The organism is Mesorhizobium sp. LCM 4577 (assembly GCF_001854795.2).
Lineage (GTDB): Bacteria > Pseudomonadota > Alphaproteobacteria > Rhizobiales > Rhizobiaceae > Mesorhizobium > Mesorhizobium plurifarium.
In genome coordinates this window covers 346,204-360,575 of the sequence record NZ_MDDU01000013.1, presented here as the reverse complement: position 1 = coordinate 360,575, position 14,372 = coordinate 346,204, and the positions used below count along the sequence as shown (strand labels likewise).

The window sequence follows — 14,372 nt, the reverse complement described above, 5'->3', positions numbered from 1 at the left end:
AACTCTGAGGTTATCGAACCATGGCCGAAAGCCGAATCCGCTTCCGCCATCTGCAGGCGTTTCTCGCGGTCGCGCGGCAAGGCAGTGTCGCGCGCGCCGCCGACTTCCTGCATGTCAGCGCACCGGCCGTGACCAAGACCTTGCGTGAGTTGGAAGAAGCGCTCGGCGTCGCGGTGGTCGAGCGCGACGGCCGCGGCATCCGCGTCACGCGTCTCGGCGAGATCTTCCTCGGACATGCCGGCTCGGCGATCTCGGCGCTGAAGCGCGGCGTCGATTCCGTGCGCCAGGACGGCGCCCTCAACCGCGACCCGATCCGCATCGGCGCGCTGCCGACCGTATCGGCGCGTGTGATGCCGCTCGCCATGAACCTGTTCCTCGAGGAAAACACCGGCGCCGCGCTCAAGATCGTCACCGGCGAGAACGCGGTGCTGCTCGAGCAGTTGCGCGTCGGCGCGCTCGACCTCGTCGTCGGCCGCCTCGCGGCCCCGGAGCATATGACCGGCTTCTTCTTCGAGCACCTCTATTCCGAGCAGGTGCTGTTCGTGGTGCGGGCAGGACATCCCCTGTCGGAACCAGGAACAGACATCTTCGCGCGGCTCGACGACTTCCCCGTCCTGATGCCGACGCGGGAATCCGTCATCCGGCCTTTCGTCGACCGGCTCTTCATCACCAATGGCATGACCGCGCCGGCCACGGAAATCGAAACCGTTTCCGATTCCTTCGGCCGTTCCTTCATGCGCCAGAGCAACGCCGTATGGATCATCTCGGCCGGCGTCGTCGCCAACGAGATCGCCAGCGGCGCCTTTGTCGCCTTGCCGGTGGACACGGACGAGACCAAGGGGCCGGTGGGCTTGACGATGCGCACCGACACAGCGCCCTCGCCTGCCTTCACCATCCTCTTGCAGACGATCCGCGAAGCGGCGCGGCACCACGCCTGACGATCGGGTCGGCAGTCCGAATTTCACTAACCCATAGGTTAATGAAACACCGTAAAATATCATTTTACCGAACCAAACCGCTAGTGCAATGTGACCTCCGGAGGATCGAAAGCCGTGCTGTCCGGCCGCAAGCGGAAGACCCGTTTGCCGTCGTGTCGAACGGCGACTGAGGGAGGAGCAGATGTCTCATAGTATCGGCAGCAAGCCCGCCATATCGGGCATTTCACGACGCCAGTTCATCGCCACGTCGATGGGCGGCGGCGCGGCACTTGCATTCGGCCGCGGCAAGGCCTTCGCGCAGGCCGCCGACACGCTCAAGGTCGGCTTCGTCAGYCCGCGCACCGGCCCGCTTGCCGGCTTCGGCGAGACCGACGGCTATGTGCTCGACCTCGCCCGCAAGGCCCTGGCCAGCGGCATCGAGCTCGGCGGCAACAAATACAGCGTCGAGATCCTCGATCAGGACACGCAGTCGGATCCGTCGCGCGCGGGCCAGCTCGCCAAGGACCTGATCAACAACCAGGCGATCGACCTGATGCTCGCGGTCTCCACGCCGGAGGTCATCAATCCGGTCGCGGACGCCTGCGAGGCCGCCGGCGTGCCCTGCCTGTCGACGGTCATGCCCTGGGAGGCCTGGTATTTCGGCCGCGGCGCCAAGCCCGGCGCGCCCTCGCCGTTCAAATGGACCTATCATTTCGGCTTCGGCGTCGGCGAATTCTTCAAGACCTACATTTCGCAGTGGAACCTGATCGAGACCAACAAGAAGGTCGGCGTCATGTATCCCAACGACGCCGACGGCAACGCCATCCGCGCAAACCTGGCGCCGCTTCTGGCCAAGCAGGGTTTCACGATCGTCGATCCCGGCGCCTACGAAACCGGCACTACCGACTATTCCTCGCAGATCGCGCTGTTCAAGCAGGAAGGTGTCGAGATCTTCAACTCCTTCCCGATCCCGCCCGACTTCGCCGCCTTCTGGCGTCAGGCCGCGCAGCAAGGCCTGACAAGRCAGATCAAGATCGCCCAGGTCGCCAAGACCGGCCTGTTCCCCTCGGACATAGAGGCGCTCGGCGATCTCGGCATGAAGATTTCCAGCGCCGCCTATTGGCACAAGGCCTTCCCGTACAAATCGCCGCTGACCGGCGTTTCGGGAACGGAGCTTGCCGACGGCTATGAGGCGACAAGCGGCAAGCAGTGGACGCAGCAGCTCGGCGCCTCGATGTCGCTGCTCGACGCCGGCTTCGAAGCGCTGAAGGCGAGCACCGACGCCAAGGACAAGGCAGCGGTCGCCAAGGCGCTGAGCACGCTGAAGACCGAGACGATGATCGGCAAGGTCGATTTCACCAGCGGCCCGGTCGCCAATGTCTCGCCCGGCCCGATCATCGGCACGCAATGGGTCGCCGCCAAGGAAGGCTCGAAGTTCCCGCTCGACTATGTCGTGACCGAGAACGCCACCGACCCGAACGTGCCGGTCGGGGCCAAGCTCCAGCCTTACAACGGCTGATCAAGTCGAGGACCGCATCGTGAACGCCACGCCCAACGGTGCGATCCTCAGCGCCGCCGGCATCCACAAGCGCTTCGGCGCGCTTGTGGTGCTCGACGACATCGACTTCGCCATGGGCGCCGAAGAAGCGGTCGGCATCGTCGGCCCCAACGGCGCCGGCAAGACGACGCTGCTCAGCGTGCTCTCCGGCGCCTATCCGCCAAGCGCCGGAACGATTGCCTTCAAGGGCGATGACGTGACGGCGCTGCCGGCAACGCAGCGCTGCCGGCTGGGCCTCGTCCGCACGCACCAGGTGCCGAAACCCTTCGGCGGCATGACCGCCTTCGAGAATGTCTTCGTCGCCGCCTCGCACGGCGCCGGACTCGGCCGCGACGAGGCTTACGAGGAAGCGCTCGGCTCGCTGAAGCTCTGCGGCATGCTCAGTGTCGCCAACCGCCGTGCCGAGACGCTCGGCCTGCTCGACCGCAAGCGGCTGGAGCTGGCCCGCGCGCTCGCCGCGAAACCGACCCTGCTTCTGCTCGACGAGATCGGCGGCGGCCTTACCGACGGCGAGGCCGGCGAGCTCGTCGAGACCATCCGCGAATTGCGCCGCCGCGGGATAGGCATCGTCTGGATCGAGCATATCGTCCACGTTCTTTTGCAGGTGGCCGAACGGCTGATCTGCATGGATGCCGGGAAGATCATCGCCGATGGCGAGCCGCAAGCGGTGATGGCCGACCCGCAAGTGATCAGCGCCTATCTCGGCGGAGGCCCGAAATGAGCCTGCTGTCAGTCGAGGATCTGGTCGTCCGCCATGGCCTGCTGCAGGCGGTGCGCGGCGTCAGCTTCGACGTCGCACGCGGCGAGACGCTGGCGCTGGTCGGCGCCAACGGCGCGGGCAAGACCACCTTGCTGCGCGCGATCGCCGGCGCGCATCAGGCAGCCTCGGGCCGCGTGGTCTTCGACGGCGCCGACCTTTCCGGCGTGCCCTCGCATGAACGTGTCCGCAAGGGCATCGCCTTGGTGCCCGAGGGCCGGCGCCTCTTCGTGCAGATGACGGTGGAGGAAAACCTTCTGCTCGGCCGCAGCGCCGGCCGCGCCGGCGACTGGAGCGTCGAGCGCGTGCTCGAAACCTTCCCCAACCTCAAGCCCCGCCGCCATGCCAGGGCCGGACATCTCTCCGGCGGCGAGCAGCAGGCGACCGCGATTGGCCGCGCGCTGATGAGCAATCCCGACCTGCTCCTGCTCGACGAAGTCTCGCTCGGTCTCTCGCCGTTGATCGTCGACCGCGTCTATGCCTCGCTGCAGGAGCTGATCAGTTCCGGCACGACGATCATCCTGGTCGAGCAGGATCTCAACCGCGCGCTCTCTGTCTCCAGCAAGGTCATCTGCATGCTGGAGGGCCGGATCGCGCTCGCCGGCGACAGCATGACCGTTTCGCGCGACGAGGTGACCAAAGCCTATTTCGGCCTGCACCGGAAAGGCGCCGGAGGCGTGCCGGCATGATGAACCAGATCGTCCAGGGCATCCTGCTCGGCGGCTATTACGCGCTGATCGCCTGCGGCCTCTCCTTCATGTTCTCGGTGATGCGCATCATCAACCTTGCGCATGGCAGTCTCGCCGTGCTGTCGGCCTTCGCGCTGTGGCTGCTCGCCTCGCGCTTCCACATCCCGCCCTTCCTCGGCCTCGCCATCGTGCTGCCGTTGATGGCGGTGATCGGCTGGGCCTTGCAGCGATTCCTGCTCGAGCGCAGCGCGCGCGGCGGCGCGCTGCTGCCGATCCTCACCACCTTCGGCCTTGCGATCGTCATCGACAATGTCCTGTTCGAACAGTTCGGCGCCGACACGCGCTCGCTGGCGCCCTTCATCGGCAGCCTGTCCTACGATTCCTGGGAATGGCCAGGCAGCCTCTATGTCGGCAAGCTTGCGGTGATCATCTTCGTCACCGCCGTCGTCCTGCTCGGCGGACTGCAACTGTTCCTCACCCGCACCGGCCTCGGCCGCTCGATCCGCGCCACGTCGGAAGACCCGGATACGGCAGGCCTGGTCGGCGTCGACGCGCGCCGCGCCAACGCCGTCGCCGCGGCCATCGCCATGGTCACGGTCGGTCTTGCCGGYGCCTTCCTCGGCATGCGCGCTACCTTCGATCCCTATGCCGGCGCGACGCAGCTACTGTTCGCCTTCGAGGCGGCCGTCATCGGTGGCGCCGGCTCGCTCTGGGGCACGCTGATCGGCGGCATTGTCCTGGCGCTCGCCCAGACGCTCGGCGCGAAGATACACCCGCAAGGCTTTCTCATCGGCGGCCATGTCGCGTTCCTGATCGTACTGTTCATCCGCCTCTATACCTCCGGCCTCGGCCTGCGCGGCTTGCTGCGCCTCTCCACCGGGAAGGCGTCATGAACGCCGCCTCCCCTGTCATCGAACGCGGCACCGCCGCCTCGCGCATCGCCGGCATCGGTGTCGTTGCCATCGTCCTGCTGCTCGCCCTTGCGCCGCAGTTCCTGTCGGCGGGCGCTGTCGATCGCATGACCGCGCTGTTCATCTATGTCATCCTCGCCGCGATGTGGAATGCGCTGGCCGGCTTCGGCGGTCTGGTCTCGGTCGGCCAGCAGGTGTTCTTCGGCCTCGGCGCCTATTTCGCCATCCGGCTTGCCAATGCAGGCCTCGACCCGTTCGTCGCGCTCTTCGTCTCGGCGGTCATCGTCGGCGCGGTCTCCTGGCCGATCTCGCTGTTCATGCTGCGCCTGAAGAACGGCGAATTCGCCATCGGCATGTGGGTGATCGCGGCGCTCACCCATCTCCTCGTCAATCTCGACCGGCTGATCCAGGGCGAGACCGGCACGTCACTGATCTCGCTCAACGTCTACGATGCATCGACGCGCAGGCTGACCATCTACTGGCTGGCGCTGGCGTCGATGATTGCGTTGCTTGCGATCCTGTTCGGCCTGCTGCGCGGAAGCACCGGCGCCGCCATCCGCGCCATCCGCGACAACGAGGATGCGGCAGCCTCCGTCGGCGTGCGCGTCATCGGCACCAAGCGGCTGCTCTTCGTGCTCGCGGCCTTCGGCATCGGCGTCGCCGGCGCGCTATGGCTGGCGACCGCCATCACCTTCCAGCCCAAAACCTATTTCAACGTGCAGTGGACCGCCTACATGATCTTCATGGTGCTGGTCGGCGGCATCGGCACCTTCGAAGGCGCCATCCTCGGCGCGCTGCTCTTCTTCCTCATCGAGACCTGGTTCGGCGGCACCGGCGTCTGGTACCTGATCGGGCTCGGCGCCACGGCGCTGGTCTTCTCGCTGCTCTTGCCGCGCGGTCTCTGGGGCACGCTCGAGGAACGCTTCGGCTGGCGCCTGCTGTCTGTCGGCTACCGCGTCAGGCTTCCCACCAGCGTGGCGGATCCGACCGGCGAGACCATTTCACCAGCACCCACTGCGGCACACAGGGAGAAGGCATGAGCATGCTGTTCGGCAAGACGATCCTCATCACCGGCGTCGCCTCGGGCATCGGCGCGCGCACGGCGGAACTGGCGGGCCAGCTCGGCGCCGATGTGATCGGTGTCGATCTGCGCGAGCCGGCCGGGCGTCAAGGCGTCTTCGTCCAGGCCGACATTTCGTCAAAGGCCGGCGTCGACGACCTCGTCGCGCGGCTGCCGCAGCGCATTGACGCGCTCTGCAACGTCGCCGGCCTCTCCGGCAACACAGGTGCGGCGCCGACGCTTGCCGTCAACTTCTACGGCCTGCGCGCGCTCTCCGAAGCGATGGCGCCGAGGCTTCGAGAAGGCGGCGCCATCGTCAACGTCGCCTCGATCGCCGGATATGGCTGGCGCGCCAATCTGAACCGCGCCGCCTCGATGATCAGCGTCGAAGGGTTTCCCGATGTGGCCAAGGTGATTGCCGACCACGCGGTGAAGAACGAGGAAGGCTATCCCGTCTCGAAGGAGCTCTTGCTCCTGTGGACCTTCCGCGCCGCGCACCAGGACCTGTTCAAGAGCCGTGGCATCCGCGTCAACGCAGTCAGCCCCGGCCCGGTCGAGACGCCGATCCTGAGACAGTTCCGCGCGGTCCTCGGCGATTCCAAGGTCGACAGCGATATCGCCCGCGTCGGCCGCGCCGGCACGTCGGGCGACATTGCGCCGGCCGTGCTGTTCCTGTGCTCGGACGGGGCGCGTTGGATCAATGGCGCCAATGTGCCCGTTGACGGCGGCCTCGAAGCGTCGATCAACGCGGAAGTGCTTGGCTTCTAACATCCAGTTTGCAACGCTTCATTGGGAGCGAGGGGAGAAACCCATGGACATTGGACTTCTGATCGACGGCGACGAGCGGGCGGCAACGGGCAAAGCCTCGTATGAGCGCCTGGATCCCTTCACCGGCAAGCTCGCGACGCGCGCCGCCGCCGCAAGCATCGCCGACGCCAACGCGGCCGCCGATGCCGCGGCCGCTGCCTTCGACGCTTGGTCGAAGACCGGGCCTGGCGAACGCCGGGCGCTGCTCTTGAAGGCGGCCGACGTCATGGCTTCCAAGGTCGGCGAGTTCACCAAGCTGATGATGGAAGAGACCGGCGCCACCGGCCCCTGGGCCGGCTTCAATGTCATGCTGGCGTCCAACATGCTGCGTGAGGCGGCCGCGATGACCACGCAGATTGCCGGCGAGATCATCCCGTCCGACAAACCCGGCACGCTCGCTATGGCGATCCGCCAGCCGGCCGGCGTCTGCCTCGGCATCGCGCCGTGGAATGCGCCGGTCATCCTCGGCACGCGTGCGCTGGCGATGCCGCTCGCCTGCGGCAACACGGTGGTGCTGAAGGCGTCCGAAATGTGCCCCGGCACGCATCGCCTGATCGGTCAGGCGCTGGTCGAGGCCGGCCTGCCCAAGGGCGTGGTCAATGTCGTCACCAACGACCCGAAGGACGCCGCGGCAATCGTCGAGGCGCTGATCGCGCATCCGGCGGTGAAGCGCGTCAACTTCACCGGCTCGACCAAGGTCGGCCGCATCATCGCCGAGCTCTCCGGTCGCCACCTCAAGCCGGCCCTGCTCGAGCTCGGCGGCAAGGCGCCGCTCGTCGTGCTTGACGACGCCGACATCGATGCGGCCGTGAATGCCGCTGTTTTCGGCGCCTTCATGCACCAAGGCCAGATCTGCATGTCGACCGAGCGGCTGATCGTCGACGAGACAATCGCCGACGAGTTCGTCGCCAAGCTCGCCGCGCGCGCCRCACAATTGCCGGCCGGCGACCCGCGCGGCCATGTCGTGCTCGGCTCGCTGATAAGCAGCCAGGCGGCGGATAAGATGGAAGAGCTGACCGCCGATGCGACCGCCAAGGGTGCCAAGCTTGCCGCCGGCGGCAAGCGGACCGGCACGGTCGTGGAAGCCACGCTCCTCGATCACGTGACGCCCGCCATGCGCGTCTATTCGGAAGAGTCCTTCGGCCCGGTGAAGCCTGTCATTCGCGTGAAGGGCGAAGACGAGGCCGTGCGCGTCGCCAACGACACCGAATACGGCCTGTCCTCCGCCGTCTTCAGCCGCGACATCCGCCGCGCTTTTGCCGTTGCCGCGCGCATCCAGGCCGGCATATGCCACATCAACGGCCCGACCGTCCACGACGAGGCGCAGATGCCGTTCGGCGGCGTGAAAGGCTCCGGGTACGGCCGCTTCGGCGGGAAGGCCTCGATCGCCGAATTCACCGACCTGCGCTGGGTGACGATCGAGGATCCGGGTCAGCACTACCCGTTCTGACACTTCAGCCCAGCGTCAACCCCGCCTTCCTCGCTTCCTCGCGCAGGAACGGCAGGCCGACCTCGATGACGTCGCGCGGATCTTCCGCCACCGGCCGCCACACGGCGAGCCCGCCGGCGATGTCGACATCGACATGGTTCATGCTTTCGAGCGTGATCGCGCCCTGATAGCCGATGTCGGCGATCGCCTTCATGCAGGCCACCCAGTTGAGCATGCCGCGCCCCGGCACGCCGCGATTGGCTTCCGACACATGCACATAACCGAGATAGGGCGCTGCCGCCTCGAAACCGGAAGCAAAACTCTCCTCCTCGATATGCATGTGGTAGGTGTCGAGATGGATGAAGATGTTTTCGGCGCCGACCCGCTCGATGATCCGCGCCGCGTCGATGCCGCGGTTGATCAGATGCGTCTCGTAGCGGTTGCAGGGCTCGATGCCGAGCTTCAGGCTGCGCGACTTCGCCGATTTCGCCGCGCGTTCGAGGAAGCGGCACATGCCGTCGATCTCGCGCTGCGTCGGCGCCCGTCCGGTGGTCTTGCCGATCGTGCCGTAGGTGACGCCGCCCAGCGCCTCGGCGCCCACCTCGTTGCAGACCTTGAAGGCCGGCTGCAGGAAATCGAGCGCTTCGTCCGGCCGCTCGACCACGTCAAGCGCGCGCGGCAGGCCGAGCGACGGGATAAGCTCGACGCCATAGTGGTTGGCAAAGCCGCGCGTGCGCTTGGTGTCGATCTCCTCGGGACGCAGCAGCGGGATCTCCATCAGGCCGATGCCGAGCTCCTTCAGTCTGTCCATCTGCGGCTCGATGCGGGCGAGGTCCCAGACCGGAGCGATGGCGAAAGTGTGCAGTCCGAAGGTGTTCATGTCAGCCTCGTTGTTCATGCGCCGCCGCTGCGGCCGTATCGCCGCCGCCGACGATGCGGCTGACGACTTCGTTCATGTTGGTGTTGGCGGTGACGAGATCGGCATCCGCCCGCCCGTGGCGCAGCACCACGATACGGTCGGTGACTGACAGCACGTCGTTCAGCCGGTGCGAGATCAGGATGACGGCGATGCCTTCCGACTTCAGCCGCCGGATGAGGTCGAGCACACTCTGCACCTCGCGCACGGCAAGTGCTGCGGTCGGCTCGTCCATGATGACGAGCTTGGGATTGAAGGTGAGCGCACGCGCGATCGCCACGGTCTGCTGCTGGCCGCCGGAGAACGAACCGACCGACCGGTTTATCGACGGCAGATGCGCGCCCAATCGCTCGATCATCTTCGACGCCTGGCGATCCATCTCGCTTTTGTCGACGAAGCCCGGGAACAGGCCGAACAGCCGCTTCGTCGGCTCGCGCCCCAGGAAGATGTTGGAGGCCACGTCCTGCTGCTTGGCCAGCGACAGATCCTGGTAGATCATCTCGATGCCGAGCTGGCGGCGCTGGCCAGGGTCGAGGGCAAGAATGTCCTTGCCGTCGAATTCGATCGAGCCCGAGTCGGCACGGTAGATGCCGGTGATGGTCTTCATCAGCGTGGATTTGCCGGCGCCGTTGTCGCCGACCAGTCCGACCACCTCGCCGGCCGCGACGGCGAGATCGACGCCATGCAGCACGTCGACCGCGCCAAAACTCTTGCGGATGCCGCGAAGCGAAAGCAGGGTCATACGCGCGACTCCTTCCGCACCTGGTACTGGTCGATGAAGACGGCGAGGATCAGCACGGCACCGATGGCCATCTGCTGGTAGTAGGATTGCACCGCAAGCAGCGTCAGCCCGTTCTGCAGCACGCCCATGATCAGCGCGCCGATCATCGTGCCGAGGATCGAGGCGCGGCCGCCGAACAAATTGGTGCCGCCGATGATCGCCGCCGTGATCGCGGTAAGCTCGTAGTTGATGCCGGCGGTCGGGTCGCCAGYGTTGACGCGAGCGGTGAAGAGCAGGCCCGCGAGGCCGGCAAGCGCGCCCGAAAGCGTGTAGATGATGCGGCGGTGGTGCTCGACGCGGATGCCCGCGGCACGCGCCGCACCCTCGCTGTCGCCCAGCGCCAGCGTGTGGCGGCCGAAGCGCGTATAGGCGAGCACCGCATGCGCCACGATCGCCGTCAGCACGAAGATAATCACCGGCATCGGAATGCCGAAGGGCCGCCCCTGGCCGATATAGACGATCTCGGGCGGCAGGCCGTAGATCGCCCTGCCCTGCGAGATGACCAGCGCCAGGCCGCGCGCCAGGCCCAGCATGCCGAGCGTGACGATGAAGGCCGGCACGAAAGCGCGGGTGACCAGTTGCCCGTTGATGTAGCCGGCGATCGCGCCCGCGAGGATGCAGGCGATCACCGCGAAGACCGACGGCCAACCGAGATTGACCGCCACGAAAGCGCCGGCGACGCCGGCCAGACCCATCACCGAGCCGAGCGACAGGTCGAGCCCGCCCGAGCCGATGACGAAAGTGGCGGCAATCGCCAGCACGCCGATCGTCGAGGTGGCCAGCAGGATGTTGAGGAAATTGCTGAGCGACAGGAAATAGGGCGACAAAAGCGCCATCGCCGTGCCCAGCGCAAGAAGCACCACCAGTGACTCCAGCCTGATGTGGAGCCTTTCGACGGATGCGCGTTGCACCCGAGCCCAGAAGCCGGGCTGTTCAGAAGCCATGTCTTTGCACCTTCGAGAGAGGGCGGTAAGGCAGTAGGCAGTAGGGGTTAGGCAGTAGGGAAAATATGGGAGCGATCCGAGCGGTCGAACCCGCGTGCTTCCCCCTACTGCCTACTGCCTACTGCCTATTCCCTATTCCCTATTTCCTCACTTCACATATTGCAGCATCGGCTCCTTGCCGGCGTCGATCACGTCCTTGGTCAGCACCAAGGTCGGCACCGCGATGCTGTCCTCGACCTTGTCGCCGGCGAGAGCCTTCTTGACGTTCTCGACCGCCTGCTTGCCGACCAGATAGGGAAGTTGCGCCACCGAGGCGTTGAGGCGGCCTTCCTTGATCGACTTCACCGCGTCCGAATTGCCGTCGACGCCGATGATCGTCACCTGCGGCCCTTTGCCGGCGGCGTAAACCGACTCCACCGCGCCAAGCGCCATGCCGTCATTAGCGCAGAAGATGGCGACGAGATCGGGATGCGCGGTCAGCGTGTCGGTGGCGATCGAGGCGGCCTTGCCGCGATCCCAGTCGCCCGGCAGCGAGGCGACGATCTCGAGGCCCGGCGCCAGTTCCTTCAGCTTGTCGGCGAAACCCTTGGCGCGCTTCTCGCCGGTGATGTTGCCGGAGAGGCCTTCGATGACCAGCACCGGACCCTTGGCGTCCTTGCCGAGCTTGTTGGCCAGATATTCGGCGCCCTGCGCGCCGGCGGCGATGTTATCGGAGCCGATGTGGAAGGTGACCTTGACGCCCTCCTTGTCGAGCACCGCCTGGTCGAGATTGTTGTCGAGGTCGACGATCTTGATGCCGGCCTCCTGCGCCGACTTCAGGCAAGGCAGGAGATTGGTCGAGTTGATGGCGGCGGTGATCATCGCCACCGGCTTGCGCTCGAGCATCGTGTTGCAGAGATTGAGCTGCGGCTCGGCCGCCTGGTCGCTCTCGGCCGCCTGCTGGAAGTACTTCACCCCGGCTTCCTTTGCGCCGTCCGCGACGCCCTGCGCCATCGCGCCCCAGAACGGATTGGCCAGCGTCTTCATCAGCACGCCGTATTCTCCGTCCTCGGCCTTGGCGGCGCCGACGGCGGAGAACGCAAGCGCGACGCCCACGGCAAGTGTAAATCGATTTATCTTCAAGAAATGCGATATCATTCGATCCTCCGTTGATCCTTGGCGCCGGATGCCTCGGCCAGGGCCGGCGCATGCTTCCGTTCACGACAATGGGGGCTGTTGTCGGTCTCCTCCCCCGGAATGCGGGCCGCTGCCTGGCGAGCCAACGGATTCCCGCATCAACACCTGGCAGGGTTCGAGCCGCGCCGTGGGTGGTCCCACGGCGCCCTCGACCCTGCGAAACAAAAGGTTCATCGCCTCGCTGGCGATCTGGCGCACCGGCTGCACCACGGCCGCGATCGCCGGCCATGTCACCTGCATCCATTCCGCATCGTCGAAGCCGACCAGCGAGATGTCGTTCGGGCAATGCCAGCCGCGCCGGCGGAACTCGGACAGCGCGACAAGCGTGCCCTTCAAAAGCAGCGAATAGACGGCGGTCGGTCGCTCTCCCCTGGCAAAGTAATCGCGCAGCGAAGCCCTGAGCGGCTCGACGCTGACTTCCGAGGTGATGACATCGATGCGCACCGACGGGTTGAGCGCCAGCGCCTGTGTGCGAAACCCTTCCAGGCGCGCCCGCACCGTCGCTGCCTGCTCGGCAAGGCCGATGACCAATATATGGCTGTGCCCATTGCCGACCAGCATCCGCGCCACTTCGGCGCTGGCGGCGGCGCTGTCGGCCGATACCGTATCGAAGGCGTCATCCGAGAGCACGCGGTCGATCAGCACGCCGRTCATGCCGTTGGCTTTCATGAAATCGGCGGCCGGTCCGTGCTCGTTGCGCACCGGCGCCAGCACCACGCCGGCGACGCGCCAGTCATGCATGCGGGCTAGGATCTCCTTCTCGCGCGCTTCCGATTCACGGCTCGACGCGGCGACCAGCGTGTAGCCGCGCTGCTCGGCAAGGCCCTCCAGCTCGGTGACCATCGAACCGAAGAATTCGCTTTCGAATTCCGGCATGATGGCGCCGATGATGCGGCGTTTGGCGCGGCGCATATCGGAGGCTAGAGGATCGACGCGGTAGCCCAGGCGTTCGACGGCATCGAAGACGCGCTGCGCGTTTTCAGGCTTCACGGTTGTGACGCCGGCCAGCACCTTGGAGACGGTGGCTGCCGACACGCCGGCATGGCTTGCCACGTCGTGGATCGACGGACGCCGCTGCCGAACTTCCTGTTGCGCCATTGACCTCCTCCCGAGGGCAGGCAGCCGATTTTGCTGCCTCGCTAATCTAATCGATAAATCGATTTTTCGTTCTTGTAAATCGTTTCACCGGGAGTAAGACTGGAAAGATGCGATTGACGCGATCCAATCGTGTCCCGGGAGGAAAACATGTCCGACAAGACCTTGCCGCTGGTGATCAGCGCGCCCGAACCACGCACGCTCGACCTGATCTTCACGCCGCCGCAACTGGCGCTGTTTCGCAGGAAATATCGCATTGTCGAGACAACGCCGGAAGGCCTCGCAAAGTTGCCGCCGGATGTACTGGCCGAAGCGCGCTACATCGTTGGCCAGCCGCCCATAGCCTCGGAAACGCTACAGAAAATGACGGCGCTGCGCTGCATCTTCAATGTCGAGACCAACCTCCTCAACAACATGCCCTACGAGACACTGTTCGCGCGCGGCATCCATGTCGTCACCACGGGCCTGGTCTTTGCCGAACCGGTAGCCGAACTCGGCCTCGCCATGGCGCTGAACCTCGCGCGCAACATCGTTGATGCCGATCTCGCCTTCCGGCAGGGCGAGGAATTGTGGGGCGGCGACGGCAACCAGACCGCGCGCCTACTTTCGGGTGCTGATGTCGGCATCATCGGCTTCGGCGATCTCGGCCGCGCCCTCAACCGCCTGCTGACCGGCTTCCGTACCCGCACGAAGGTCTATGATCCGTGGCTGCCGCCGTCGATCCTGGTCGACAATGGCGTCGAGCCGGCCTCGCTGGACGAGGTGCTGTCGCAAAGCGATTTCGTATTCGTCGTCGCTTCCGTCACCAGCGAGAACCAGGGTTTTCTCGGCGCCGATGCTTTCGCCAAGATGCGCAAGGGCGCGGCCTTCATCCTGCTCAGCCGCGCCGGCGTCGTCGATTTTCCGGCGCTGATGAAGGCTGTGAAAAGCGGCCACATCGTTGCGGCGAGCGACGTCTTCCCGGAGGAGCCGCTGGCAAAGGACCATCCCGTCCGCGCCCTCCCCGGCTTCCTGCGTTCGGCGCATCGCGCCGGCGCGCTCGACATCGCCTTCAAGCGCATGGGCGACATGGTGCTGGAGGACATGGACCTCGTCGACCGCGGCTTGCCGCCGCTGCGCTCCAAGCGCGCCGAACGCGAGACCGTGTCGCGCATGCGCTCCAAGCCGGTCGACAGGAATTAAGGCTGGCTCGACCACCGACCAGCCAGCACGCACGTGTTCGGAACCGGCTGGATCGTTCGCTTCCGCGGCCCGAACCATGAGCAAACTCGGTTTCGCCGCGGTTGCAGGGTGGGTGCGGCAGCTGGCAGCCAAGTAAATCATCCCTTCCGA

Annotated in this window: 14 protein-coding genes; 9 read left to right on the top strand and 5 right to left on the bottom strand. The window is 65.9% G+C overall.

The genetic code is table 11. The features are described from left to right. Positions 1–20: 20 nt before the first annotated feature. The 8 genes from pcaQ (at position 21) to LCM4577_RS16935 (ending at position 8,149) form a co-directional block, all read left to right on the top strand. Positions 21–938, top strand: a complete 918-nt coding sequence (gene pcaQ, locus LCM4577_RS16970) for a pca operon transcription factor PcaQ (RefSeq protein WP_071072356.1) — start codon at positions 21–23, stop codon at positions 936–938. Between the two features lie 181 nt (positions 939–1,119). Then, complete coding sequence (locus LCM4577_RS16965) at positions 1,120–2,436, top strand: ABC transporter substrate-binding protein (RefSeq protein WP_071032196.1); 1,317 nt, start codon at positions 1,120–1,122, stop codon at positions 2,434–2,436. A gap of 85 nt (positions 2,437–2,521) precedes the next feature. Beyond that, the gene (locus LCM4577_RS16960) at positions 2,522–3,196 is read left to right on the top strand and encodes an ABC transporter ATP-binding protein (protein WP_274534961.1); all 675 of its coding nucleotides are present in this window, start codon (positions 2,522–2,524) and stop codon (positions 3,194–3,196) included. Then, complete coding sequence (locus tag LCM4577_RS16955) at positions 3,193–3,921, top strand: ABC transporter ATP-binding protein (RefSeq protein ID WP_071072354.1); 729 nt, start codon at positions 3,193–3,195, stop codon at positions 3,919–3,921. Before LCM4577_RS16960 ends, LCM4577_RS16955 begins: the two co-directional genes overlap by 4 nt. Continuing rightward, positions 3,918–4,814, top strand: coding sequence for a branched-chain amino acid ABC transporter permease (locus LCM4577_RS16950; RefSeq protein WP_071032198.1), 897 nt, complete (start codon positions 3,918–3,920; stop codon positions 4,812–4,814). The genes LCM4577_RS16955 and LCM4577_RS16950 overlap by 4 nt, the downstream gene beginning before the upstream one ends. Next, the gene (locus LCM4577_RS16945) at positions 4,811–5,872 is read left to right on the top strand and encodes a branched-chain amino acid ABC transporter permease (RefSeq protein ID WP_071072352.1); all 1,062 of its coding nucleotides are present in this window, start codon (positions 4,811–4,813) and stop codon (positions 5,870–5,872) included. The genes LCM4577_RS16950 and LCM4577_RS16945 overlap by 4 nt, the downstream gene beginning before the upstream one ends. Positions 5,873–5,874: 2 nt before the next feature. Continuing rightward, positions 5,875–6,660: a coniferyl-alcohol dehydrogenase gene (locus LCM4577_RS16940; RefSeq protein WP_071032239.1), complete on the top strand. Its 786-nt coding sequence runs from the start codon at positions 5,875–5,877 to the stop codon at positions 6,658–6,660. Between the two features lie 43 nt (positions 6,661–6,703). Beyond that, positions 6,704–8,149, top strand: a complete 1,446-nt coding sequence (locus tag LCM4577_RS16935; protein ID WP_071072350.1) for an aldehyde dehydrogenase — start codon at positions 6,704–6,706, stop codon at positions 8,147–8,149. A 4-nt stretch (positions 8,150–8,153) separates the two neighbouring features. Here LCM4577_RS16935 and LCM4577_RS16930 read toward each other — a convergent pair whose 3' ends face one another. The 5 genes from LCM4577_RS16930 to LCM4577_RS16910 form a co-directional block, all read right to left on the bottom strand. Then, entirely contained in the window at positions 8,154–9,008 is an 855-nt protein-coding gene (locus tag LCM4577_RS16930; protein ID WP_071072348.1) for a sugar phosphate isomerase/epimerase, read from the bottom strand. 1 nt (position 9,009) lies between these two features. Further along, positions 9,010–9,786 (bottom strand): ATP-binding cassette domain-containing protein, encoded by a 777-nt coding sequence (locus LCM4577_RS16925; RefSeq protein WP_071072346.1) that lies wholly within the window; start codon positions 9,784–9,786, stop codon positions 9,010–9,012. Beyond that, positions 9,783–10,769: an ABC transporter permease gene (locus LCM4577_RS16920; protein WP_071072345.1), complete on the bottom strand. Its 987-nt coding sequence runs from the start codon at positions 10,767–10,769 to the stop codon at positions 9,783–9,785. The genes LCM4577_RS16925 and LCM4577_RS16920 overlap by 4 nt, the downstream gene beginning before the upstream one ends. A 147-nt stretch (positions 10,770–10,916) precedes the next feature. Next, positions 10,917–11,906 (bottom strand): substrate-binding domain-containing protein, encoded by a 990-nt coding sequence (locus tag LCM4577_RS16915; RefSeq protein WP_071032203.1) that lies wholly within the window; start codon positions 11,904–11,906, stop codon positions 10,917–10,919. A gap of 60 nt (positions 11,907–11,966) precedes the next feature. Next, positions 11,967–13,043 carry a LacI family DNA-binding transcriptional regulator gene (locus LCM4577_RS16910; RefSeq protein WP_071072343.1) on the bottom strand — a complete coding sequence of 359 codons (1,077 nt, stop codon included), beginning with the start codon at positions 13,041–13,043 and terminating at the stop codon, positions 11,967–11,969. A gap of 147 nt (positions 13,044–13,190) precedes the next feature. On the opposite strand from LCM4577_RS16910, the gene LCM4577_RS16905 reads away from it, so the two are divergent. Beyond that, positions 13,191–14,222, top strand: a complete 1,032-nt coding sequence (locus LCM4577_RS16905) for a hydroxyacid dehydrogenase (RefSeq protein WP_041007708.1) — start codon at positions 13,191–13,193, stop codon at positions 14,220–14,222. The last annotated feature ends 150 nt before the right edge of the window (positions 14,223–14,372 follow it).